This is a genomic window from Agromyces aerolatus, from assembly GCF_031432255.1.
Lineage (GTDB): Bacteria > Actinomycetota > Actinomycetes > Actinomycetales > Microbacteriaceae > Agromyces.
Map to the genome: position 1 here is coordinate 19,760 of NZ_JAVKGQ010000021.1, position 20,404 is coordinate 40,163.

Annotated in this window: 20 protein-coding genes; 10 read left to right on the top strand and 10 right to left on the bottom strand. The window is 70.5% G+C overall.

The window, feature by feature from the left end; all coding sequences use genetic code 11:
- Positions 1–160: 160 nt before the first annotated feature.
- Entirely contained in the window at positions 161–1,066 is a 906-nt protein-coding gene (locus tag RH864_RS17760) for a DMT family transporter (protein ID WP_449224136.1), read from the bottom strand.
- Positions 1,067–1,295: 229 nt separating this feature from the next.
- Between RH864_RS17760 and RH864_RS17765 the strand changes: the two genes are divergently transcribed.
- From RH864_RS17765 to RH864_RS17775, 3 genes are all read left to right on the top strand, one after another.
- Positions 1,296–1,841 carry a cupin domain-containing protein gene (locus RH864_RS17765; protein ID WP_310518916.1) on the top strand — a complete coding sequence of 182 codons (546 nt, stop codon included), beginning with the start codon at positions 1,296–1,298 and terminating at the stop codon, positions 1,839–1,841.
- 71 nt (positions 1,842–1,912) lie between these two features.
- Positions 1,913–3,310, top strand: a complete 1,398-nt coding sequence (gene lpdA, locus RH864_RS17770) for a dihydrolipoyl dehydrogenase (protein ID WP_310518917.1) — start codon at positions 1,913–1,915, stop codon at positions 3,308–3,310.
- Positions 3,311–3,431: 121 nt separating this feature from the next.
- Complete coding sequence (locus RH864_RS17775) at positions 3,432–3,686, top strand: hypothetical protein (protein ID WP_310518918.1); 255 nt, start codon at positions 3,432–3,434, stop codon at positions 3,684–3,686.
- A 244-nt stretch (positions 3,687–3,930) separates the two neighbouring features.
- On the opposite strand, the gene RH864_RS17780 is transcribed toward RH864_RS17775, so the two are convergent.
- From RH864_RS17780 to RH864_RS17795, 4 genes are all read right to left on the bottom strand, one after another.
- Positions 3,931–4,143, bottom strand: coding sequence for a hypothetical protein (locus RH864_RS17780; RefSeq protein ID WP_310518919.1), 213 nt, complete (start codon positions 4,141–4,143; stop codon positions 3,931–3,933).
- A gap of 20 nt (positions 4,144–4,163) precedes the next feature.
- Positions 4,164–4,712 carry a hypothetical protein gene (locus RH864_RS17785; RefSeq protein ID WP_310518920.1) on the bottom strand — a complete coding sequence of 183 codons (549 nt, stop codon included), beginning with the start codon at positions 4,710–4,712 and terminating at the stop codon, positions 4,164–4,166.
- Between the two features lie 232 nt (positions 4,713–4,944).
- The gene (locus RH864_RS17790; RefSeq protein ID WP_310518921.1) at positions 4,945–6,561 is read right to left on the bottom strand and encodes a solute symporter family protein; all 1,617 of its coding nucleotides are present in this window, start codon (positions 6,559–6,561) and stop codon (positions 4,945–4,947) included.
- Positions 6,561–6,944 (bottom strand): DUF485 domain-containing protein, encoded by a 384-nt coding sequence (locus RH864_RS17795; protein ID WP_310518922.1) that lies wholly within the window; start codon positions 6,942–6,944, stop codon positions 6,561–6,563. The genes RH864_RS17790 and RH864_RS17795 overlap by 1 nt, the downstream gene beginning before the upstream one ends.
- A 173-nt stretch (positions 6,945–7,117) precedes the next feature.
- Between RH864_RS17795 and RH864_RS17800 the strand changes: the two genes are divergently transcribed.
- The 4 genes from RH864_RS17800 to RH864_RS17815 are packed head-to-tail and all read left to right on the top strand — an operon-like array spanning position 7,118 to position 10,954.
- Positions 7,118–8,311: a sensor histidine kinase gene (locus RH864_RS17800; protein WP_310518923.1), complete on the top strand. Its 1,194-nt coding sequence runs from the start codon at positions 7,118–7,120 to the stop codon at positions 8,309–8,311.
- Positions 8,308–9,042: a LytR/AlgR family response regulator transcription factor gene (locus RH864_RS17805; RefSeq protein WP_310518924.1), complete on the top strand. Its 735-nt coding sequence runs from the start codon at positions 8,308–8,310 to the stop codon at positions 9,040–9,042. Before RH864_RS17800 ends, RH864_RS17805 begins: the two co-directional genes overlap by 4 nt.
- Positions 9,039–9,494, top strand: a complete 456-nt coding sequence (locus RH864_RS17810) for a DUF485 domain-containing protein (RefSeq protein WP_310518925.1) — start codon at positions 9,039–9,041, stop codon at positions 9,492–9,494. The genes RH864_RS17805 and RH864_RS17810 overlap by 4 nt, the downstream gene beginning before the upstream one ends.
- The gene (locus RH864_RS17815; RefSeq protein WP_310518926.1) at positions 9,491–10,954 is read left to right on the top strand and encodes a sodium/solute symporter; all 1,464 of its coding nucleotides are present in this window, start codon (positions 9,491–9,493) and stop codon (positions 10,952–10,954) included. The genes RH864_RS17810 and RH864_RS17815 overlap by 4 nt, the downstream gene beginning before the upstream one ends.
- A gap of 9 nt (positions 10,955–10,963) precedes the next feature.
- Here RH864_RS17815 and RH864_RS17820 read toward each other — a convergent pair whose 3' ends face one another.
- A complete protein-coding gene (locus RH864_RS17820; RefSeq protein ID WP_310518927.1) occupies positions 10,964–11,362 on the bottom strand; it encodes a hypothetical protein in 399 nt (132 codons plus the stop codon).
- Between the two features lie 162 nt (positions 11,363–11,524).
- On the opposite strand from RH864_RS17820, the gene RH864_RS17825 reads away from it, so the two are divergent.
- Positions 11,525–11,743: an antitoxin gene (locus RH864_RS17825; RefSeq protein WP_310518928.1), complete on the top strand. Its 219-nt coding sequence runs from the start codon at positions 11,525–11,527 to the stop codon at positions 11,741–11,743.
- 115 nt (positions 11,744–11,858) lie between these two features.
- Here the strand turns inward: RH864_RS17825 and RH864_RS17830 are convergent, their stop codons facing one another.
- The 4 genes from RH864_RS17830 to RH864_RS17845 all read right to left on the bottom strand — a co-directional run bounded on the left by RH864_RS17830 (position 11,859) and on the right by RH864_RS17845 (position 18,197).
- Positions 11,859–15,617, bottom strand: a complete 3,759-nt coding sequence (locus RH864_RS17830; protein ID WP_310518929.1) for a DUF5979 domain-containing protein — start codon at positions 15,615–15,617, stop codon at positions 11,859–11,861.
- Positions 15,578–16,111, bottom strand: a complete 534-nt coding sequence (locus RH864_RS17835; protein ID WP_310518930.1) for an Ig-like domain-containing protein — start codon at positions 16,109–16,111, stop codon at positions 15,578–15,580. The genes RH864_RS17830 and RH864_RS17835 overlap by 40 nt, the downstream gene beginning before the upstream one ends.
- Before the next feature lie 219 nt (positions 16,112–16,330).
- Positions 16,331–17,617, bottom strand: a complete 1,287-nt coding sequence (locus tag RH864_RS17840) for an adenylosuccinate synthase (RefSeq protein WP_310518931.1) — start codon at positions 17,615–17,617, stop codon at positions 16,331–16,333.
- A 1-nt stretch (position 17,618) separates the two neighbouring features.
- Positions 17,619–18,197, bottom strand: a complete 579-nt coding sequence (locus RH864_RS17845) for a DUF3151 family protein (RefSeq protein WP_310518932.1) — start codon at positions 18,195–18,197, stop codon at positions 17,619–17,621.
- A 128-nt stretch (positions 18,198–18,325) separates the two neighbouring features.
- Here RH864_RS17845 and argG point away from each other — a divergent pair, with 128 nt between their 5' ends.
- Both argG and RH864_RS17855 read left to right on the top strand, forming a co-directional pair.
- Positions 18,326–19,753: an argininosuccinate synthase gene (gene argG, locus RH864_RS17850; RefSeq protein WP_310518933.1), complete on the top strand. Its 1,428-nt coding sequence runs from the start codon at positions 18,326–18,328 to the stop codon at positions 19,751–19,753.
- Positions 19,754–19,963: 210 nt separating this feature from the next.
- A complete protein-coding gene (locus tag RH864_RS17855; protein WP_310518934.1) occupies positions 19,964–20,332 on the top strand; it encodes a nuclear transport factor 2 family protein in 369 nt (122 codons plus the stop codon).
- Positions 20,333–20,404: the final 72 nt, after the last annotated feature.

A 20,404-nucleotide genomic window follows, 5' to 3' on the forward strand; every position in this document is an offset into this window, starting at 1 on the left:
GCGCCGTGTTCCTGAGCAAGGAAGTGCGGAAGTGCGGAGGCGCGGAAGTGCGGAGGCGCGGAAGTGCGGAGGCGCGGTGAGTGAGCTCGGGTCAGGCGCGGAGCGCGCGAGGCCCGGCGCTTACGCGCGCTCGGCGAGCAGCACGGTGTGCTGGAACCTGTTACGCGGAGGCGGGCTCGCGGCGACGCCCGAACCGCAGGCGGCCCTGCGCGAAGAGGATGCCGAGGAAGACGACGAGCGCGCCGACGGGCTCGTGCCAGCTCAGGCGTTCGCCGAGCACGGCCATGCCGAGGGCGACGCCCACCACGGGTGTGACGTAGGTGACCGTCGAGATGCCGGTCGGGCCCCACGCGCGCAGCACGTTGATGTTCCAGATGTAGGCGACGCCGGTGCCGAGCACGCCGAGGGCGAGCAGCGAGAGCATGATCGGCCAGGTGAGCGTGACCGGCTCGAGTGCGAGCACGGGCGTGAGCAGGAGCATGACGACCGCGGCGGTGCCGATCGAGAGGAACGCGAACGTCGCCGGCGCGATCGGCCGATGACTGAGGAACCGGCGCTGGTAGCCGAACGTGATGCCGTAGCAGAGCGTCGCGACGAGGCACGCGATCTGCCCGGCGAGGCTGCCGGTGAGACCCGCGAGCTGCCACGGGCCGATCACCACGAGCACGCCGAGGATGCCGAGGCCGACCCCGAACCACCGGCTCGCACCGAGCTTCTCGACGCGGAACACGAGCGTCGCCATGATGGCCGTCATGATCGGCGTCGTCGCGTTGTAGATCGACGCGAGACTCGACGAGACGTACTGTTCGGCCCACGCGAAGCACAGGTAGGGGATCACGCACGTCGTGAGCGAGACCACCAGGAAGTGCACCCACACGATCGGCTCGCGCGGCAGCACCGGGCCGCGCCGCCCGTCGGGCGACGTCACGTGCGGCCGGGTCACGAGCACGATGAGCCCGAGCGCGAGCGCGCCGAGCACCGTGCGTGACCACGCGATCTGGCCGAACGACACCCCGTCGAGCGCCACCTTCATGAACAGGAAGCTCGCTCCCCACACGAGGCCCATGGCCAGGAACTGCACCCACGCCGAGACCGCGCCGGGCTTGGCGACGGATGCCACGACAGGGGCCTGCTGCACGGTGCGCGGTTCACTCACGGACCGAGCATAGGACCGCCCACCGACACCCAATGACCCCCGCCGAGCACGTTGTCCGGAATCCGCCGGCCGTCGGCAGCCCAACGCACGGTGCGCGCCGAATCGGACGGCGAACACCGTTCTCCGCTAGGTTCGCGCCATGCCCCTCCCCAACGCATCGAGACGACGTCGCCTCGGCACCGCCGGAACCCTGGCACTCACCGGACTCGCCGGACTCACCGCGGCCGTGGCGCTCAGCGCCTGCGCCGCGACGCCCCTCGCCCCCGCCGCCGACACCGCGAGCCCGACGACCAGCCCGGCCCCGACCACGGCGTCGCCGGTGACCGTCGAGGAGCTCGGCGCCGGCGAGACCGAGGCCACGGTCGAGGTCGACGTGGCCGGGCCGGTCGCGGTGACCTATCGGCGCATCACGATCGCACCGGGCGCCGGCACCGGTCTGCACTGCCACTACGGTCAGCTCATCGCGGTCGTCGAGTCGGGCGAGTTCACGCATCGGGCGCCCATCTACCCCGACGGCGTCCACGTCTATGAGGCCGGCGACTCGGTCATCGAGGGCGCGAGCTACGTGCACGAGGGCGTGAACGAGGGCGACGAAGACCTCGTCCTGCTCGTGACGTATGTCACGGAAGAGGGCAAGCCGCTCGCCGAGACCGAACTCGCGAACTGCGAGCCGACGGCGGGGTGAGCCGGCACGGCCGGCCCGAGGCATCCGCTCGCCCCTGCCGCGCAGCGACCGACGCGCCTAGGCTGGCCCGCATGAGCCACTTCGACGTCATCGTTCTCGGCGCGGGCCCCGGCGGCTACGTCGCCGCCATCCGCGCGGCGCAGCTCGGCCAGAAGGTCGCGGTCATCGAGGAGAGGTACTGGGGCGGGGTCTGTCTCAACGTGGGCTGCATTCCGTCGAAGGCGCTGCTGCGCAATGCCGAGCTCGCGCACATCTTCCACGACCAGGCCGCGACGTTCGGCATCTCCGGCGACGTGCACTTCGACTTCGGCGCGGCGTTCGACCGCAGCCGGCAGGTCTCCGAGAAGCACGTCAAGGGCGTGCACTTCCTGATGAAGAAGAACGGCATCACCGAGCTCGATGGGCGCGGCACGTTCCGCGACGCGAACACCATCGACGTCGCGAAGGCCGACGGCGAGACCTCGACCGTCACGTTCGACCACGCGATCATCGCGACGGGCTCGCGGGTGCGCCTGCTGCCGGGCGTGCAGCTGTCGGACAACGTCGTCACCTACGAGTCGCAGATCCTCACCCGCGACCTGCCGCGCTCGATCGCGATCGTCGGCGCGGGCGCCATCGGCATGGAGTTCGCCTACGTGCTGCGCAACTACGGCGTCGAGGTCACCGTCATCGAGTTCCTGGACCGGGCACTGCCGAACGAAGACGTCGAGGTGTCGAAGGAGGTCACGCGGCAGTACCGCAACCTCGGCATCCCGATCCTGGCGTCGACCAAGGTCGAGACCGTCACCGACCACGGCTCGTCGGTGACCGTGACGTACACCGGTGCCAACGGCGAGCCGGGCTCGCTCGAGGCCGACCGCGTGCTCATGGCCGTGGGTTTCGCCCCGAACGTCGAGGACTTCGGACTCGAGCAGACCGGCGTGCAACTCACCGAACGGGGCGCGATCGGGATCGACGAGCGCATGCGAACCAACGTGCCGCACATCTACGCCATCGGCGACGTCACCGCGAAACTCATGCTCGCGCACGTCGCCGAGGCGCAGGGCGTCGTCGCAGCCGAGACCATCGGCGACGCCGAGACCATGGAACTCGGCGACTACCGCATGATGCCGCGCGCGACGTTCTGCTCACCGCAGATCGCGAGCTTCGGCCTCACCGAGCAGCAGGCCCGCGACGAGGGCTACGACGTCGTCGTCGCGAAGTTCCCGTTCACCGCGAACGGCAAGGCGAACGGCCTCGGCGACCCGGTCGGCTTCGTCAAGCTGGTCGCCGACGCCAAGCACCTCGAGCTCCTGGGCGGTCACCTCATCGGGCCGGATGCCTCCGAGCTGCTGCCCGAACTCACGCTCGCGCAGAAGTGGGACCTGGGTGCCCTCGAGCTCGCCCGAAACGTGCACACCCACCCGACCCTGTCGGAGGCGCTGCAGGAGGCGTTCCACGGCCTCACGGGGCACATGATCAACATGTAGCCCCGCGCCGACCGCTCCTCCGCAGCGCGGCCGCCTCTCGCGTTCTCCACGGTTCGGCCGTTATCTCCACGAGTTCAGCGAGCGGCTGGCATAGTCCTTCCCGATATACAAGAATGGGAAGGTGATCGAACTGAATGAACCTCAGATTTGGACCGTTTTGGGCGTGTTCACCACGCTCTTCTTCGGCACCCTCACGATTTTCGCCGTGCTGTTCACCCGCGTCCTCCGGGCCGAGATCGGCGGGCTCCGAGGTGAGATGAACGCCAAGTTCGAAACCGTCAACACGCGCATCGATGCCCTCGGCTCACGGGTGGACGCTATCGATCGGGATGTGCAGGTGCTCGTGAAGCGCACGTTCGGGCTCGACCGCAACTGACGCTGGAAAAGGGATCGAGATGACTGAGGCCCAGACTTGGGTAGTCCTCGGAGTGATGTCGGCGACCGCACTGGCCTTCGTCGTGATGGCCGTGATCGATTTCATCAGCGTGGTGCGAGAGAGTCTCCGCGCAGATCCTGGCATAACCCGAGAGGAATCTTCGGACTGACACGTGCAGACGTGTTTCGGCCCGGCCCCGGGCAGGCGATGCGGGGGCCGGGCTGAAGTTCGTCTCAATAGCCGGTCAACCCGACCTCTTCGGATCATGCGCCATTCGTCGGCGATTGATGAACCAGAGGATCACGAAAACGACGGACAGGACTGCTGCGGCACCCAGACTCACGACCAGGACCTCGGCGACGGAGTAACCCAATGCCAGAGAACAGGCCACGATCGTGATCGTCGCAACGGTGACCCCGGCGATCATCGCTCGCAGTAGGTGCAGGGGGCGCTTCATGTGGGCTCCACCCTTTTCACTCATCGACATTCGGGGTACCCGAGCATCTGCGCATATACCCGCATGATGTTTCGACAGAGTCCATGTGCAGCCAGCGCCGTGGTGGCCGCGGCGACGACGCCACCTGCCACGATGCACAGCGGGATCCCGACACCAGGGATCGCGCACATGGCGACCGCGAGCGCTCCACCGCCGCCGGCCAGAAGGACGCCCTGATCTGTTCGATTGAACTCCACATACAGCCCATATCGCTCATCCCAGCCGCCCCCGAGCTCAGCCGTCACCTCCGGCATCGTGAACGTGAGCTCGGACCCCGTCGGAAGCGTGAACGTCGTCAAGATGATTCCGGCCACATCGGCGTGTGAACGCGTGCGCGGCACGGCGGAAGCGACCAAATCGCTGTACGCCCGTTGCAGGAGTTCCGGCGGCAGCTCGTCCGCGACGCCTGAGGCGCCACCCGACGCGGAAGCCACGTCCGCGGCCATGGCTTGCGTGGGCGCGATGGCCGCGCCAATGAAGGCCAGCGCCGAGGCGATGACCAGTGTCGATCTGATACGTGTCTTCATCATTCCCCCGATCCGCATGACACCCCGTGGCGACATGCCTCTCAAAGAGTGCCGTACATCTCCGCCTGCTACAACATTAATATCCCGCTTCGAGTACATCGCGCGGCGCCCTCTTTCCCGTCAAGGCGCGTTTCGGCCCGGCCCCGGGCAGGCGATGCGGGGGCCGGGCCGAAGTTCGTCTCCGGCGGCGGGTGGGACCGCCCGCCGCCGGAAGCTCTCCTCGTCGAACGACGGGTCAGTGCTGGGTGGCGCCCTCGGCGCCGACGCCCGTGAGCGAGCGCACCTCCATCTCGGACTGCTTCGCGGGGTCCTCCTTCTCCTTCGAGAGCACGGTGCCGAGCCAGCCGAGGAAGAACGCGAGCGGGATCGACACGATGCCGGGGTTCGAGAGCGGGAACCACGCGAAGTCGATGTCTGCGGTCTTCAGCATCGACGCCTCCGACCCCGACACGACGGGCGAGAACACGATGAGCACGATGGCCGACGCCAGCCCGCCGTACATGCTCCAGAGCGCACCGCGCGTCGTGAACCGCTTCCAGAACAGCGAGTACACGATCGTCGGCAGGTTCGCTGACGCCGTGACCGCGAACGCGAGGGCCACGAGGAACGCGACGTTCTGCCCGTTCGCCCCGATGCCGCCGATGATCGCGACGACCCCGATGATCACGACCGTGCGCCGCGCGACCTTCACCTCGGCACCCGGCTCGGGCTTGCCCTTCTTCACGACCGACGCGTAGATGTCGTGCGCGAAGCTCGCGGCCGCGGTGATCGTGAGACCGGCGACCACGGCGAGGATCGTCGCGAACGCGATCGCCGAGATGAGCCCGAGCAGCAGCGGGCCGCCGAGCTCGAACGCGAGCAACGGCGCCGCCGAGTTCGGCCCGCCGGGCGCGGCCGCGATCACCGCCGGCCCAACGAGCGCCGCGGCACCGTAGCCGAGCACGAGCGTGAACACGTAGAAGATGCCGATCAGCCAGATCGCCCACACGACGGACTTGCGGGCCTCTTTCGCCGTGGGCACGGTGTAGAACCGCATGAGCACGTGCGGCAGCGCCGCGGTGCCGAGCACGAGCGCGAGGCCGAGCGACACGAAGTCGACCTTCGCGATCTCGGACACGCCGTACTTCAGACCCGGGTCGAGGATCGCCGGGTTGTCGGCGACCGCGACGGCCTTGTCGAGCAGCGCCGAGAAGTCGAACCCGTTCACCGCGAGCACCCAGATCGTCATGGCGCCGGCGCCCGCGATGAGCAGCACGGCCTTGATGATCTGCACCCAGGTCGTGCCCTTCATGCCGCCGACGAGCACGTAGAGGATCATGAGCGCGCCGACGACCGTGATCACGAGCGCCTGGCCGAGCTGGTCGCCGATGCCGAGCAGCAACGACACGAGCCCGCCCGCGCCCGCCATCTGCGCGAGCAGGTAGAAGAAGCAGACGACGAGGGTCGTCGTGGCGGCCGCGATGCGCACGGGCTTCTGCTTGAGCCGGAAGCTCAGCACGTCGGCCATGGTGAACTTGCCCGTGTTGCGCAGCAGCTCGGCGACGAGCAGCAGGGCGACGAGCCACGCGACGAGGAAGCCGATCGAGTACAGGAACCCGTCGTACCCGGTGAGCGCGATCGCGCCGACGATGCCGAGGAACGACGCGGCCGACAGGTAGTCTCCCGCGATCGCCGACCCGTTCTGGCCGCCCGTGAACGACCGGCCGGCGGCGTAGTAGTCGGCCGCGGTCTTGTTGTTCCGGCTCGCGCGGAACACGATGACCATCGTGATCGCGACGAACGCGCCGAAGATCGCGATGTTGAGCCAGGGCTCGCCGGGCGCGGTCGCCGCGGCCTGTTCGAAGCGCAGCATCAGCGCGTCCCCTCCGGATCGATGGCGCGGGCGTCGAAGTCGTCCGCGAGGATCTCCTCACGGATCTGCCCCGCGAGCGGGTCGAGCCGCCGGTTCGCGAAGCTCACGTACCAGGTCGTGACGGCGAACGTCGTCACCACCTGCGCGAGCCCGAGCACCATGGCGATGTTCACGCTCCCCCACACGGGCGTCGACATGAAGTCGTGCGCGTACACCGCGAGCAGCACGTACGCGAGGTACCAGACGAGGCACGCGCCCAGCACCGGGAACACGAAGCGCCGGTGCCGGCTCCGCAGTCGCTGGAACTCTGGGGACTCTTGCACGGCGCGGTAGTCGACGTGCTCGAGATCGGCACGTCCCACGCTCAGGGCGTCGTTGCCCATGGCATCTCCTTCGATGGTCGCTGTTCGTGCACGTCACGCGTGCCGGCAGTTCGCACCATCGTGCCGAGACACGGGGCCCACCCGTGCGCGCAGACCGCTCGTCGTCGGCGAACGGCGGGCTTCGTGCGACGAACGGTGCCCGAGCCCCGACGAACGACGGCTACCGTTGACGCATGCCCGAGTCGACGCTGCTGGCCGCCGCAGCCGGCGTCGTGGCGGGTGCACTCGCGGTCGGGCTCGTCGTGCTGTTGCGGCGCGTCGTGCTCGCCGCGCGCGACCTCGGCACCGACGAGGAGCGGGCCACGTATCAGACCCTGCACCTCGCCTCGCGTGCGGCCACGCACCTGCGGGACGGGCTCGGCGAGCCCGACGCGGCGCGCGCCGTGCGCCATCTCCGCGCGCTGCTCGACTGCCGGAGCTTCGCGCTCGTCGACGCGGCCGGCGGGGTCGCGCTCGACGGCGACGACGCGCTCCGCCCGGCCGCGGCGGAGCTCGCGGCCGAGGTCGCGGCGAGCGGGCGTCAGCAGATCCGGCGAGGCATCCGCTCGGGTCGTCACGAGACGGATGCCGCGGCGGCACCCGTGCTCGTCGGCGGCCGCACCGTGGGAGCCGTCGTCGCGTTCGAGCCGACCGTGCGCGCCGGACTCGTCCGCGCGACCGGCGAGGTCGCGGACTGGGTCGCCGCGCAGGTCGAGCTCGGCGAGCTCGACGCGTCGCGCGCGGCCCTCGCGGAGGCCGAGGTGCGGGCGCTCCGCGCGCAGATCAGCCCGCATTTCATCTACAACTCCCTGAACGCGATCGCGTCGTTCATCAACACCGACCCGGCGACCGCCCGTGAGCTCGTGCTCGAGTTCGCCGACTTCACGCGCTACTCCTTCCGGCGGCACGGCGACTTCACGACCGTGGCCGAGGAGCTCCGCTCGATCGACAGCTATCTGCGGCTCGAGCGCGCCAGGTTCGGCGACCGGATCGCCGTGACCCTGCAGATCGCGCCCGAGGTGCTGTCGACGGTCGTGCCCTTCCTGTCCATCCAGCCGCTCGTCGAGAACGCCGTCCGGCACGGGCTCGAGTCGAAGGAGGGCGGCGGGCGCATCACGATCACCGCCGTCGACTCGGGCGCGTACGCCGAGCTCACCGTCGAGGACGACGGCGTCGGCATCGACCCCGCAGCGCTGGAGCGCGCCCTGGCCGGCGGCCCGGTCGGTGACCACGTGGGCCTGCGGAACGTCGACGCCCGGCTCAGACAGGTCTACGGCGACGAACACGGCCTCGTGATCGAGACCAACGTCGGTGCCGGTACGCTCGTACGCCTCCGCGTGCCGAAGTCGCAACCGCGGCACGACCCAGATGGAAGGATCGAACGGTGATCTCCGTCCTCATCGCCGACGATGAGCAGCCCGCCATCGACGAGCTGGCGTTCCTGCTGCGGCAGGATCCCCGCATCGGCATGATCCATGTCGCGTCGTCCGGCGCCGAGGCGATCCGGCTGCTCACGCGCGAGCGGGTCGACGCCGCATTCCTCGACCTGCATATGCCGGGTCTCACGGGCTTCGACCTGGCCCGCGCGCTTCAGCGCTTCGAGCATCCGCCCGCGTTCGTGTTCGTGACGGCCGACGAGGAGGGCGCGCTCGAGGCGTTCGACCTCGCCGCGGTGGACTACCTGCTGAAACCCGTGCGCACCGAGCGTCTCGAGCGGTCGGTCTCGCGCATCGTCGAGACGCTGCGCGCGGGCACCGCACCCGCACCGCCCAGCCAGCCCGAGACGATCGCGGTCACCCTGGGCGGCACGACGCGCATGATCCGTCGCGACGACGTCCGCTACGTGCAGGCGCAGGGCGACTACGCCCGCCTGCACACCGAGGAGGCGAGCTACCTCGTGCGCGTGCCCATGGCGGACCTCGAGCGGCAGTGGGCCGACGCGGGCTTCGTGCGCGTGCACCGCTCGTACCTCGTCGCGCTCCCCCACGTCACGCGCGTCCGGCTCGGCGGCGACCAGGCGAGCGTCACCGTGGGCGGTGCCGAGCTGCCCGTGAGCCGGCGGCTCCTGCCCGCGCTGCGGGAGCGCCTGGAGTCGACGACGCTCCGGATGCGGTCATGACGGACACCCCGGCACGTGACGACGGTGCCGCGAGCGACCGCGCCGCGGGTGACCGCGCCGCGGGCGGCCGCGCCGCGGGTGGCGCACCGCCCGCCCGGGTGCGGGTCACCGCGCCACGACCGGATGCCCCGAGGCATCCGTCTGCAGCGACCGGCGCGACCGGCGCGCCGGAGTCGACCGACGTCCCCGCCGTGTACGTCCGCTCGCTGATCCGGTCGCAGCTGCGACTCGCGCTCGTGTGCGCCGGCGGCTTCGTCATCGCGACCGCGCTGTTCGTGTTCGCGATCGTGTGGGCGCCGGCGCTCGATGAGACCTTCGTCGCCGGCGTGCCCGTGTCGTGGCTCCTGCTCGCCGCGGGCGTCTACCCGCTCGCGATCACCGTCGCCGCGCTGTACGTGCGCGCCGCGACCCGGAACGAGGCCCGGTACCGCTCGCTCGCGGAGGACGCGTGAACCCCGCCATCGGGTACACCGCGATCGCCCTGGTCGCCGTGAGCTCGGCGCTCATCGGGTTCTACGGCCTGCGCGTCTCGCGCACGACCGGCGACTTCTACGTCGCGAGCCGGACCGTGCGCCCGTGGTGGAACGCGTCAGCCATCGGCGGCGAGTACCTCTCGGCGGCCTCGTTCCTCGGCGTCGCCGGGCTGGTGCTGCTGACGGGCGCGGGCGGGCTGTGGTTCCCGATCGGGTACACGGCCGGATACCTCATGCTGCTGCTGTTCGTCGCGGCACCGCTGCGCCGGTCGGGGGCGTACACCGTCCCCGACTTCACCGAGGCCCGCCTCGACTCGGTCGCGGTGCGCCGGGTCACGAGCCTGCTCGTCATCGTGATCGGCTGGTTCTACATCGTGCCGCAGCTGCAGGGCGCGGCGCTCACGGTGCGGATCACGACCGGACTGCCCTCGTGGGTCGGCTCGCTCGCCGTCGCGGTCATCGTCGCGGCGGTCGTCATCATGGGCGGCATGCGCTCGATCACGTTCGTGCAGGCGTTCCAGTTCTGGCTGAAGCTCACCGCGCTCGCGGTGCCGGTCGTCGTGCTGCTGCTCATCCTCGGGGGCGGTGAGCCCCGCCCGGAGCTCGCGCAGGAGGCGGCGTTCCCCGCGACCGCGGGGCCGGGCTCACTCGACGTCTACCGCACCGTGTCGCTCATGGTGGCGCTCCTGCTCGGCACGCTCGGGCTGCCGCACGTGCTCGTGCGGTTCTACACGAACCCCGACGGAACCGCGGCGCGGCGCACGACGCTCATCGTGCTCGGCCTGCTGTCGGCGTTCTACCTGTTCCCGACCGCGTTCGGCCTGCTCGGCCGGGCGTTCGCGCCCGACCTCGCGGTGCCGGGCGAGGCCGACGCCCTCATCCTCGTGCTGCCCGACCGGCTCGTTCCGGGCCCCGTCGGTCAGCTGCTCACCGCACTCGTGATCGCCGGGGCGTTCGCGGCGTTCCTGTCGACGTCGTCGGGGCTCGTCGTCTCGCTCGCGGGCGTGATCAGCCAGGACCTGATGGGCGGCAGCGTCCGCGGTTTCCGGGTCGCCGCGATGATCTCGTCGCTCGTGCCGCTCGGCGTCGCGCTGCTCACCGAACCCGCCGGGCTCGCCGGGAGCGTGGGCCTCGTGTTCGCGTTCACCGCGTCGACGCTGTGCCCCGTGCTGCTGCTCGGCATCTGGTGGCGCGGGCTCACCGCGCGCGGCGCGATCGCCGGCATGCTGAGCGGCGCGCTGCTCTCGGGAACGGCGATCCTCGCGGTGCCCGCCGTGGCGGTCGGCGCGCCGTGGCTCTCGCCGCTCGTCGAGCAGCCGGCCGCCTGGACCGTGCCCCTCGCGATCGCCGTCACGGTGCTCGTCTCGCGCCTCGACCGCGCGCGCGTCCCGCGGGGCGTCGACGCCTTCCTCGCGCGCCTGCACGTCCCCGAGCGCTGACCACCGGGCTCAGTATGCGGCGAGGCGAAACTCGGGAACGATCTCGGCGAAGTCCCAGAGCTCCTGCTGAAGGCGGGATGCGAGCAGGTCTCCTTCACGAAACCAGCTCTCGCGGCGTTCGGCGGAGGACCAGCCCGAAAAGACATCGAAGTCGGTCCGCCATCGCTCGACCCAGCTCTGCAGGGCCACACGAAGCGCTTCGCTCAGCGCGGGCTCAGCGCGGATCACGCCATCGTCCGGCCCGCTCACCCAGAGGGGTGACTCCGTGCCCCACTCGGGGAATACTCGCACCACGGTGAGCGTGCCGTCGCGTCGCATCGACTCGCGGACGATGACGCTCTCCGGTGTTGCATACTCAGGAACCCAGAGTTCGACTTGGGACTCCGGGTCGACGATCCACGTCACCATCGCTCCCCTTCGGTCGCTCCACGCTACGCGTGTCTGCTCCCCCGGTCCAGACCAGCGCGGGCGGCGAAGGCGGACGGCAACCCCTTCCGGCCGTGCACGCGTCGCCCTAGCATGAGCGCGACGGCGGGTCCGTCGTCGATGGAAGCGAGGAGGGATGCTTCGATGGGTGCACTGGACGACCTCGGCAAGAAGGCACAGGACTTCATCGCCGACAACAAGGACAAGATCGACGAGGCGCTGAAGAGCGAGCAGGCCGAAGACATCAGCGACAAGATCCTGGGCGGGCTCGCCGAGGGCGTGAAGAAGATCACGCCCGACGAGCACGACGCGAAGATCGACGGCGTGCGCGAGAACCTCGACAAGAAGATCGGCAACCAGTAGGCCGAGCACGCTGGTCGAGTAGCGAGCGCCGGCGAGCGTATCGAGACCCGGTGAGCCACTCCTCGGACTCGCTCACGAGGTCTCGATACGCTGCGCTACTCGACCAACGGCCCGGTCAGCTCGCGGTGCTGCGGCGGCGCACGAGCAGCCAGGCTCCCGCGGCGAGCACGAGGAGGCCGCCGGTGAGCGCTGCGAGGTGCCAGGCACCCAGGTCGAGGCCGGTCGACGCGAGGCCCGGGACGAGCTCGTACGCGTTCGTCGCGGTGAGCGCGACCGATGCGCCCGGGTCGGCCGACACCGTGACGACGACGGCCCGGGTGCCGGACTCGGCGACCGCGTGCACGCGCTCGTCGTCGGAGGCCCAGGTCACGCTCGTCCAGCGCACGTCGTCCGGCACAGCCGTCTCACCCTCGACGAGGCGGACCTCGACGCCGAGCGGAAGCTCCTCGAGCGTCGTCGTCGCGCCTGCCTTCAGCTCGATGCGGCGCTCGTGCTCCTCACCGAGCAGGTCGGTCCAGGTCGCCGTCACCGGGAAGACGCGGTCGGCCGGGACCTTGCCCGCGCCGGCACCCGCGAGCGCCTTGGTGAGCACGAGCGAACCGGTCGAGGCGACCGCCTCGTTCGTGAGCGACACCTCGGCCTCGGTGGCCGCGCCGATCGTCAGGACCGCACTGCCGTCTTCGCCAGCGACGACACCCGGCCCGGCCCATTCGGGCACGGCCCACGTGAAGCTCGCCGCCTCCGGCAGGTCGACCTCGGTCAGTGTCACCTCGGTCAGGTGCGGGAGATCCTCGCCGAGGCCCACCGCCGAGCCGTCGGTCGGCACAACGAGCTCGCGGACCTGCTCGACCATCTCCTCGTCCAGCCAGGTCGCAACGACCACGACCGACTCGGGCACGCCCGGGTGATCGAGCGCGATGCCCGTCACGTCCTTCGCGAGCGAGAACGTGCCCGGCGCCCACGTCGCCTCGTTGACGACGGTGACGAGCGTCACGTCGTCCTGCAGGTCGGACACGACCACCGTGGCGCTCCCGTCACCGGCGTCCTCGACGCCCGTGCCGCTGATGACGATCGACCCCCACACGACGGTGTCGATGGCGGGACGCTCGCCCTCGGTGATCGTCACGACCGTGCCGGCCGGGAGCTCCTCGCCGAGCGGCGTCGGCTCGAGCGCGCCGATCAGCAGATCCCGCGTCTGTTCGACGCCCTCGGCATCGATCCAGGCCGCGGTGACCGGGAACTGCGCGTCGGGGTCGACCTCGCCGGCCGCCTCGCCGCCGATGCCCTTGAGCAGGCTGATCCCGGCCGTCGACGTCGCGGCGTGGTTCTCGAGCGCGACCGCCGCCGAGGCATCCCGGCCGACCGTCACGATCGCGGACTCGCCCGCGAGCTCGACGCCCGTGCCCGACCAGACCGGCGCACCCCAGGCGATGCCCGACCCGTTCTCGAGCGGCGTCTCGGTGAGCGTCACCTCGGTGCCGATCAACAGGTCCTCGCCGAACGGCACGGACGTGCCGTCCGTCGGCAGCGTCAGGGTCTTCGAGCCCGGCACGCCCTCTTCATCCCAGGTCGCCGTGACGGTCACCTGGGCCGGAACCGCGGGGTTCTCGGCCTCGTCGCCCGTCACGGTCTTCGTCACCGCGAAGGTGCCGACCGTGCGCTCGACCGTGTTCGTGACCGAGATCACCGCGGGCTCCGCCGCGTGCTCGGCGAGCACCTCGATGCTGCCCGGCTCGATGACCGGCTCCGACCAGGTCAGCCGGTCGTCATCGGCCGGCTGGGTTTCCGTGAAGGTCACCGTCGCGCCGATCGGCAGGCCGTCGAGCACGTGCGGCTCACCCGCCGTGATCGAGAACGAACGGTCCGCCTGGGCCGGGAAGTCGGGCCTGAGCGCCGTGACGTCGATCGCCGCGGTCAGGGCGAACTCGCGGTCCGCCTCGACCAGATCGGCGGCCGGGCCCTCGATCGCCTTCAGCACCTCGAGTGCGCCCGTCTGAGCGGTGTTCGTGAGCGAGACCGCGATGTTCGAGGCGGGCACGAGCGCGGCGGTCGCGACCGTGCCGTCGGCGCTCAGCGTGACCCCTTCGGACTCGGCGAAGACGGGAGCACCGAACACGACGCCGGGCACCGTCGGGAACTCGACCTCGGAGAGCTCCACGGTCCAGCCCGTGCCGCGCGAGTTCGGACCGCTCACGGGCGAACCGTCGAGCGGGAGCTCGAGGTCGTACTCGATCTGGGTGACCCCGGTCGGGTCGATCTCCTTCACGTGCACGGAGAACGTGGTGTCCTCGGGTACGAACGCCGCACCCGGGGTGTCCGCGAGCGACTTCACGATGGCGATGGAGCCGCGCGTCACGCCCGTGCCGGTGCCGCTGCCGCGGTTGTTCTGCGTCACAGACTGCGTGTACGTGGTGCCCGCGACCTCGGCGTTGTTGCCGTACGTGGTGCCCGGAGCATCCATGCCCCCGCTCGTCGTGCACGTCGAGTAGGCGACCACGTACTGGTACTCGCGGCTGAAGCCGGTCGCGGAGCTGCCGTCAGGCAGCGCGAGCGTGGGCTGCGCGATCGTGATGACGATCGAGCCGTCCACGATCTCCGCGGTGGTTCCCTCGGTCAGGTCGACCGTCGTGAGACCGCCGCCCGAGATCTGATCGCGCGCCTCGACCCGGAGGCCGAGCCGGTCCACGAGATCGCCGCCGCTGCCCGTGCACACCTCGTGCGCGCCGGTGAGCGTGTCGGTGATGGTCAGCGGACCGCCGACCGCGGCGACCTCCTGGCCCGGCACCGTGATGGTCCAGCCGAGTGTCGTCTGCGGCAGGTACGTGACGCCGTCGAGCTCGACGGGGGTCGTATTGATGCGTCCGCCCTTGCCCTCGGACCGGCCGGGCACGGTCGCCTCGCTGCCGTCGATCGCGCCGTCGACGTTCGCCTCGTTGCCGAAAGCCGTGCCGGCCTCGGGGAGCCCGTCGGTGTTCGCACAGGTCTGGTAGGTGATGACGTAGAGGTAGTCGGACGGCAGGAACTCGAAGCCCGAGCCCGGAACGACGCCGAAGTCGAGCGTGAACCCGGTTGCCGTCGCGTCAGAGACCGCGACGGAGAGCAGGTCGGTGCCGATCGACCTCGTGATCGCCTGGCTGGGTCCGTAGCGCTCCTGGACGCCGAGCCCCTGCACGACGTAGTCGCCGTCGGCGTCGGTGCACAGCTCGTGCGCACCAGACAGCGTGTCGCTGAACGTGAACCCGTCCTTGCCGGCCAGATGGTCGCCCGCGACCGTCACGGTCCAGCGGATGACACCGTTGCGGTTCGCGCCGCCGAGGACCGTGCCCTGCTTGTTCAGCTCGCCCGAGAACGCCCAGTCCTGCTCGACGCCGATGACGCCCGAGGTCTCGCCCCAGATGTCCACCGTGGCCTCGTTGAGGTACTCGGTGCCCTGCGGGTCGATCTGACCGTCGGGCGTGCACGTGTCGTACGTGATGCGGTAGGTGACCGACGGGTCGAAGCCACCCTCGGGCGCGTTCAGCACGATCGCGAACTCGTAGGGCTCGGCGACGTCGGTCGAGGTCGAGGCGATCGACGTGACGTCGACGACGGTCGTGCCGCGCACGGTCTCCACACGGAGGTTCGACGGGTCGCACAGCACGTGGTTGTCGCTCAGATCTTCGAAGATGTTGACCACATCCTGCCCGGCGAGCCGGGCACCCGGGAGCTCGATCGTCCACGACATCGACCACTTGTCGTCGTTCAGCGAGCCGGACTTCGTCCAGTCGTCGGGCACGACGATGCCGTCGTCGATGCCCCCGCCGCCCGGCAGCTCCACGGGCGTGGCGGTGCCGTTCAGGTCGAAGACCAACTCCTCCGCGGTGGTCGCCTGCACGGCTCGACGTCGAACTCGAACGTGCCGTGCACGAGCTCGGGGTAGAGCTCGACCTCGGGCGTGAGCGTGCACGTCGCGATTCCGGTCGCAGGGTCGGTGAGGCAGTTCGCCCAGGTCTGGATCTGGCCGCCAGGGTCCGGGCCGTCGAGCGTGAACGGCACGGCCTGGTCGAACGCGAGCTCGATCGGCAGGCCGACCGTGAACGTGTCGCCCACGTGGGGGTCTGCGGTCGTCGCATCCCAGCTGCCGGAGACGGTGAGGGTGTCGCCGACCGTGGCCTGCTCGCCGTCGGAGCTCGTGACCGTGACGTCGCCCACCACGATGGCCGGGTTCGGCGCCGCAGTCGCGGCGGCCGGGAGCATGACCGCCGACGTGACGGCGAGCGTCAGCGCCGCGAGCACCGCGCCGAGGCGGCGGACGAGCGGCGCGTTCGAGCGTCGTCGGCTGCGCCGTGCGGCGGCAGGGGCAAAGGCGTTCGGAACCAAGCGAGCCATGGTGGGGGCCTTTCGGGCGCCCAGAGAGTGGCGTCGGACGAGGTGAGGGCCTCGCCGGCGCCGCGCCCCTCCCGAGGGGCACACTCCAGACCATAGCAAGAAACGGACTGGTGGCTCCAAATACAGCGCCGGCAGCCGTGAGTGTGACCACTGCACCCGAGACAGACCGCTCGGGCGGCCACATTCGCGTGCACCGGCCACACTGGCGTGCGGCGCCGCTCAGTCGAGCAGGTCGTGCACCTGGACGATCTCGTCGCGCTCGGGGCCGACGCCGATCGCCGAGATGCGAGAGCCCGACATGGCCTCGAGCTCGCGCACGTAGCTCTGCGCGTTCGCGGGCAGGTCGTCGAACTCGCGCGCACCCGAGAGGTCCTCGGTCCAGCCGGGGAACTCCTCATAGACGGGCTTCGCGTGGTGGAAGTCCGACTGCGAGACCGGGACCTCCTCCATGATCACGCCGTCGACGTCGTAGGCGACGCACACCGGAATGCGCTCGATGCCGGTCAGCACGTCGAGCTTCGTGAGCACGAAGTCCGTCACGCCGTTGATGCGGCTCGCGTAGCGCGCGATGGGCGCGTCGTACCAGCCCGTGCGGCGACGGCGGCCCGTCGTCGTGCCGAACTCATGGCCCTGCTCGCTCAGGAAGTCGCCCCACTGGTCGAACAGCTCGGTCGGGAACGGGCCGGCACCGACCCGCGTCGTGTACGCCTTGACCACCGCGATGACCCGGTCGATCGCGTTCGGCGCGATGCCCGAGCCCGTCACGGCTCCGCCCGACGTGGCGTTCGACGACGTCACGAAGGGGTAGGTGCCGTGGTCGACGTCGAGCATCGTGGCCTGGCCGCCCTCGAACAGCACGGTCTCGCCGCGATCGATCGCCTGGTGCAGCAGGAGTGCCGTGTCGGTCACCATGGGGCGCAGCCGGTCGACGTACGTCAGCAGCTCGTCGACGATCTCGTCGACGCCGATCGCGCGCCGGTTGTACACCTTGACCAGCAGGTGGTTCTTCTGGTCGAGGGCGCCCTCGACCTTCTGCCGCAGGATGTTCTCGTCGAACAGGTCCTGCATGCGGATGCCCACGCGGTTGATCTTGTCGGCATAGGTCGGTCCGATGCCGCGCCCGGTCGTGCCGATCTGACGCTTGCCGAGGAACCGCTCGGTGACCTTGTCGAGCGTGCGGTGGTACTGCGTGATGACATGCGCGTTCGCCGAGATGCGCAGCTTCGAGACATCGACCCCGCGGCTCTCGAGCCCCTCGAGCTCCTCGAACAGCACCTCGATGTCGACGACCACGCCGTTCGAGATCACGGGCGTGACGCCCGGCGTCAGGATGCCCGACGGCAGCAGGTGCAACGCGTACTTCTCGTCGCCGACGACGACCGTGTGGCCGGCGTTGTTGCCGCCGTTGAACTTCACGACGTAGTCGAGGCGCGAGCCGAGCAGGTCGGTCGCCTTGCCCTTGCCCTCATCGCCCCACTGTGCTCCGACGAGTACGACCGCGGGCATATCAGTCCTCTCCGGCGCCAGCGGCGCCAACGGCTTCGAACGAGCCGGGGGTGGTGATCGGGTCACCGGCGACGGCGCCGGTGGCGGTCGCGGCCTCAGTCGCGGTCTCGCGCCGGACCGCCGCCTCGACGTCGGCGAGCGACAGGATCTGCGTTGGCGTGAACTCGCTCGCGATGCGAGCGGGCGCCTCGGCGTCGGCGGCGGCGAGCTCGCCCGCGAGCCGCTCGGCTCGCGCGTCGAGCCCCAGCGCGCGGGCCGCGCGACGCTGGGCGTCGAGCGCGCGCAGGTAGGCGCGGTTGGGCTCGTCCGACCACGAGACGGCTGCGCCCGGCTCCCAGCCGGCCGCCCTGAGCTGCTCGCACGCGAGGTCGACCGCGACGACCGCGTAGGCGAACGCGTCCACAGGCCGGCCCTGCGAGTCGGCGACATCGGCGAGCTCGGCCCACGCGAGGGGCGACGACGGATGCTCCGCCACGACCTCGTCCACGGCACCGCGCTCGCGTTCGGCGAGCGCCGCACGGACTTCGGGTTCGTCGGCGAGCGTGGGCACGCGCGCCGGAGGTGTCTGGTCTGCAGTCACACCTCACTGTATCGCGGGGCCTCCCGACGGCCCGGGAGGCGGGCGGGCGGATGCCTCGCGCAGCGGCCCGCACGAGGCATCCGCCGTCGCGTCATCTCGCGCCCGCGCGCGCAAGTAGGCTGGTGCTCATGTCCAAGGTCCTCTCCTCCCTCCCCGTCGGCGAGCGTGTCGGCATCGCGTTCTCCGGTGGTCTCGACACCTCCGTGGCGGTCGCATGGATGCGCGAGAAGGGCGCCGTGCCCTGCACGTACACGGCCGACCTCGGGCAGCCCGACGAGCCCGACGTCGAGGCGGTGCCCGGGCGCGCCCTGCAGTACGGTGCCGAGCTCTCGCGGCTCGTCGACTGCCGGTCGTCGCTCGTCGAGGAGGGCCTCGTCGCGATGCAGTGCGGCGCGTTCCACATCCGCTCGGGCGGCAAGACCTACTTCAACACGACGCCGCTCGGCCGCGCGGTCACGGGCACGCTGCTCGTGCGCGCCATGATGGAGGACGGCGTCGACATCTGGGGCGACGGCTCGACCTACAAGGGCAACGACATCGAGCGGTTCTACCGCTACGGCCTCATGGCCAACCCGCGGCTGCGCATCTACAAGCCGTGGCTCGACGCCGACTTCGTGACCGAGCTCGGCGGACGTACCGAGATGAGCGAGTGGCTGCAGGCGCGCGACCTGCCGTACCGGTCGAGCGTCGAGAAGGCGTACTCGACCGACGCGAACATCTGGGGCGCCACGCACGAGGCCAAGAAGCTCGAAGACCTCGACGCGGGCGTCACGATCGTCGAGCCGATCATGGGCGTGCGCTTCTGGGACGAGTCGGTCGCGATCGCGGCCGAAGACGTCACGGTGCGATTCGAGCAGGGCCGCCCGGTCGCGCTCAACGGCGTCGAGTACGCCGACGCGGTCGAGCTCGTGCTCGAGGCCAACCGCATCGGCGGCCGGCACGGGCTCGGCATGAGCGACCAGATCGAGAACCGCATCATCGAGGCGAAGTCGCGCGGCATCTACGAGGCGCCGGGCATGGCGCTGCTGCACATCACGTACGAGCGGCTGCTGAACGCGATCCACAATGAAGACACGGTCGCGAACTACCACCAGGAGGGCCGCCGCCTCGGCCGGCTCATGTACGAGGGCCGCTGGCTCGACCCGCAGTCGCTCATGCTGCGCGAGTCGATCCAGCGCTGGGTGGGCTCGGCCGTGACCGGCGAGGTCACGCTGCGCCTCCGCCGCGGCGACGACTACACGATCCTGAACACGACGGGCCCCGCGCTCAGCTACCACCCCGACAAGCTGTCCATGGAGCGCGTGGGCGACCAGGCGTTCGGCCCCGAGGACCGGATCGGCCAGCTGACCATGCGCAACCTCGACATCGCGGACTCGCGCGCGCGTCTCGAGCAGTACGCGCAGCTCGGCATCGTGGGCGGCGCGACCGCGGCACTGGTCGGGGACCTCGCCCCGGGCGAGGCGGCCGAGATCGCCGCGGGTGCGACCGAGAGCGACCTCGAGGCCGCGACGGATGCCGCGAACGAGGCCGCCGCGTTCGACCTCGGCACCGACTGAGCCCCGCGGTATCGCGCCATCGGTGACCGTCTGCGCCACGTACGACGGTCGTACGCGGCGCAGACGGTCACACGGGGCGCGGGCGAGGCATCGCGCTCGTCGACGCGCAAGATCGCGGGGCGGGCAGCGCGGATGCCTCGGGGCCGGCGCCGGGCACGGGACATCCGTCAACCCGTGACAGTGCGCCGCGTGCGCGGATAGCGTGGAACCATGACCGAGATCACCGACGATCTGCCCGCGCGACTCCTGCACGAAGAGCACACCGGCTGGCGCGCGATCCTCGCCGGCCGCGGCGGAGAGCACTACGCCCGGGCGATGACCCGCGACGCACTCATGGTGATCGAGGGCGCGGTGCTCGGGCGCGACGAGATGATCGCGGCGTTCCGCAGCGCTCCCCCGTGGGACGAGTACGAGCTGCACGAGCCCGCGGTGATCCGGCTCGGCGAGCACGCAGGAGTGCTGGTCTACCGGGCCGTCGCGCGGCGCGGCGACGACGTCGCCAACCTGCGCATGTCGACCACGTACCTCTACGACGACGGCGCCTGGCACGTCGCCGCGCACCAGCAGACCCCGGCCTGACGCGAGCCCGCCGGTCGAGGAGCGAAGCGTATCGAGACCACCGCACCGGATCTCGATACGCGTGCTCGTTCC

Excerpts from the sequence above, each read along its gene's own strand:
- RH864_RS17760 (WP_449224136.1), bottom strand. The coding sequence starts at position 1,066 with ATGGGCCTCGTGTGGGGAGCGAGCTTCCTGTTCATGAAGGTGGCGCTC.
- RH864_RS17765 (WP_310518916.1), top strand. The coding sequence starts at position 1,296 with ATGCCCCTCCCCAACGCATCGAGACGACGTCGCCTCGGCACCGCCGGA.
- lpdA (WP_310518917.1), top strand. The coding sequence starts at position 1,913 with ATGAGCCACTTCGACGTCATCGTTCTCGGCGCGGGCCCCGGCGGCTAC.
- RH864_RS17780 (WP_310518919.1), bottom strand. The coding sequence starts at position 4,143 with ATGAAGCGCCCCCTGCACCTACTGCGAGCGATGATCGCCGGGGTCACC.
- RH864_RS17785 (WP_310518920.1), bottom strand. The coding sequence starts at position 4,712 with ATGATGAAGACACGTATCAGATCGACACTGGTCATCGCCTCGGCGCTG.
- RH864_RS17790 (WP_310518921.1), bottom strand. The coding sequence starts at position 6,561 with ATGCTGCGCTTCGAACAGGCCGCGGCGACCGCGCCCGGCGAGCCCTGG.
- RH864_RS17795 (WP_310518922.1), bottom strand. The coding sequence starts at position 6,944 with ATGGGCAACGACGCCCTGAGCGTGGGACGTGCCGATCTCGAGCACGTC.
- RH864_RS17800 (WP_310518923.1), top strand. The coding sequence starts at position 7,118 with ATGCCCGAGTCGACGCTGCTGGCCGCCGCAGCCGGCGTCGTGGCGGGT.
- RH864_RS17810 (WP_310518925.1), top strand. The coding sequence starts at position 9,039 with ATGACGGACACCCCGGCACGTGACGACGGTGCCGCGAGCGACCGCGCC.
- RH864_RS17820 (WP_310518927.1), bottom strand. The coding sequence starts at position 11,362 with ATGGTGACGTGGATCGTCGACCCGGAGTCCCAAGTCGAACTCTGGGTT.
- RH864_RS17825 (WP_310518928.1), top strand. The coding sequence starts at position 11,525 with ATGGGTGCACTGGACGACCTCGGCAAGAAGGCACAGGACTTCATCGCC.
- RH864_RS17835 (WP_310518930.1), bottom strand. The coding sequence starts at position 16,111 with ATGGCTCGCTTGGTTCCGAACGCCTTTGCCCCTGCCGCCGCACGGCGC.
- RH864_RS17840 (WP_310518931.1), bottom strand. The coding sequence starts at position 17,617 with ATGCCCGCGGTCGTACTCGTCGGAGCACAGTGGGGCGATGAGGGCAAG.
- argG (WP_310518933.1), top strand. The coding sequence starts at position 18,326 with ATGTCCAAGGTCCTCTCCTCCCTCCCCGTCGGCGAGCGTGTCGGCATC.
- RH864_RS17855 (WP_310518934.1), top strand. The coding sequence starts at position 19,964 with ATGACCGAGATCACCGACGATCTGCCCGCGCGACTCCTGCACGAAGAG.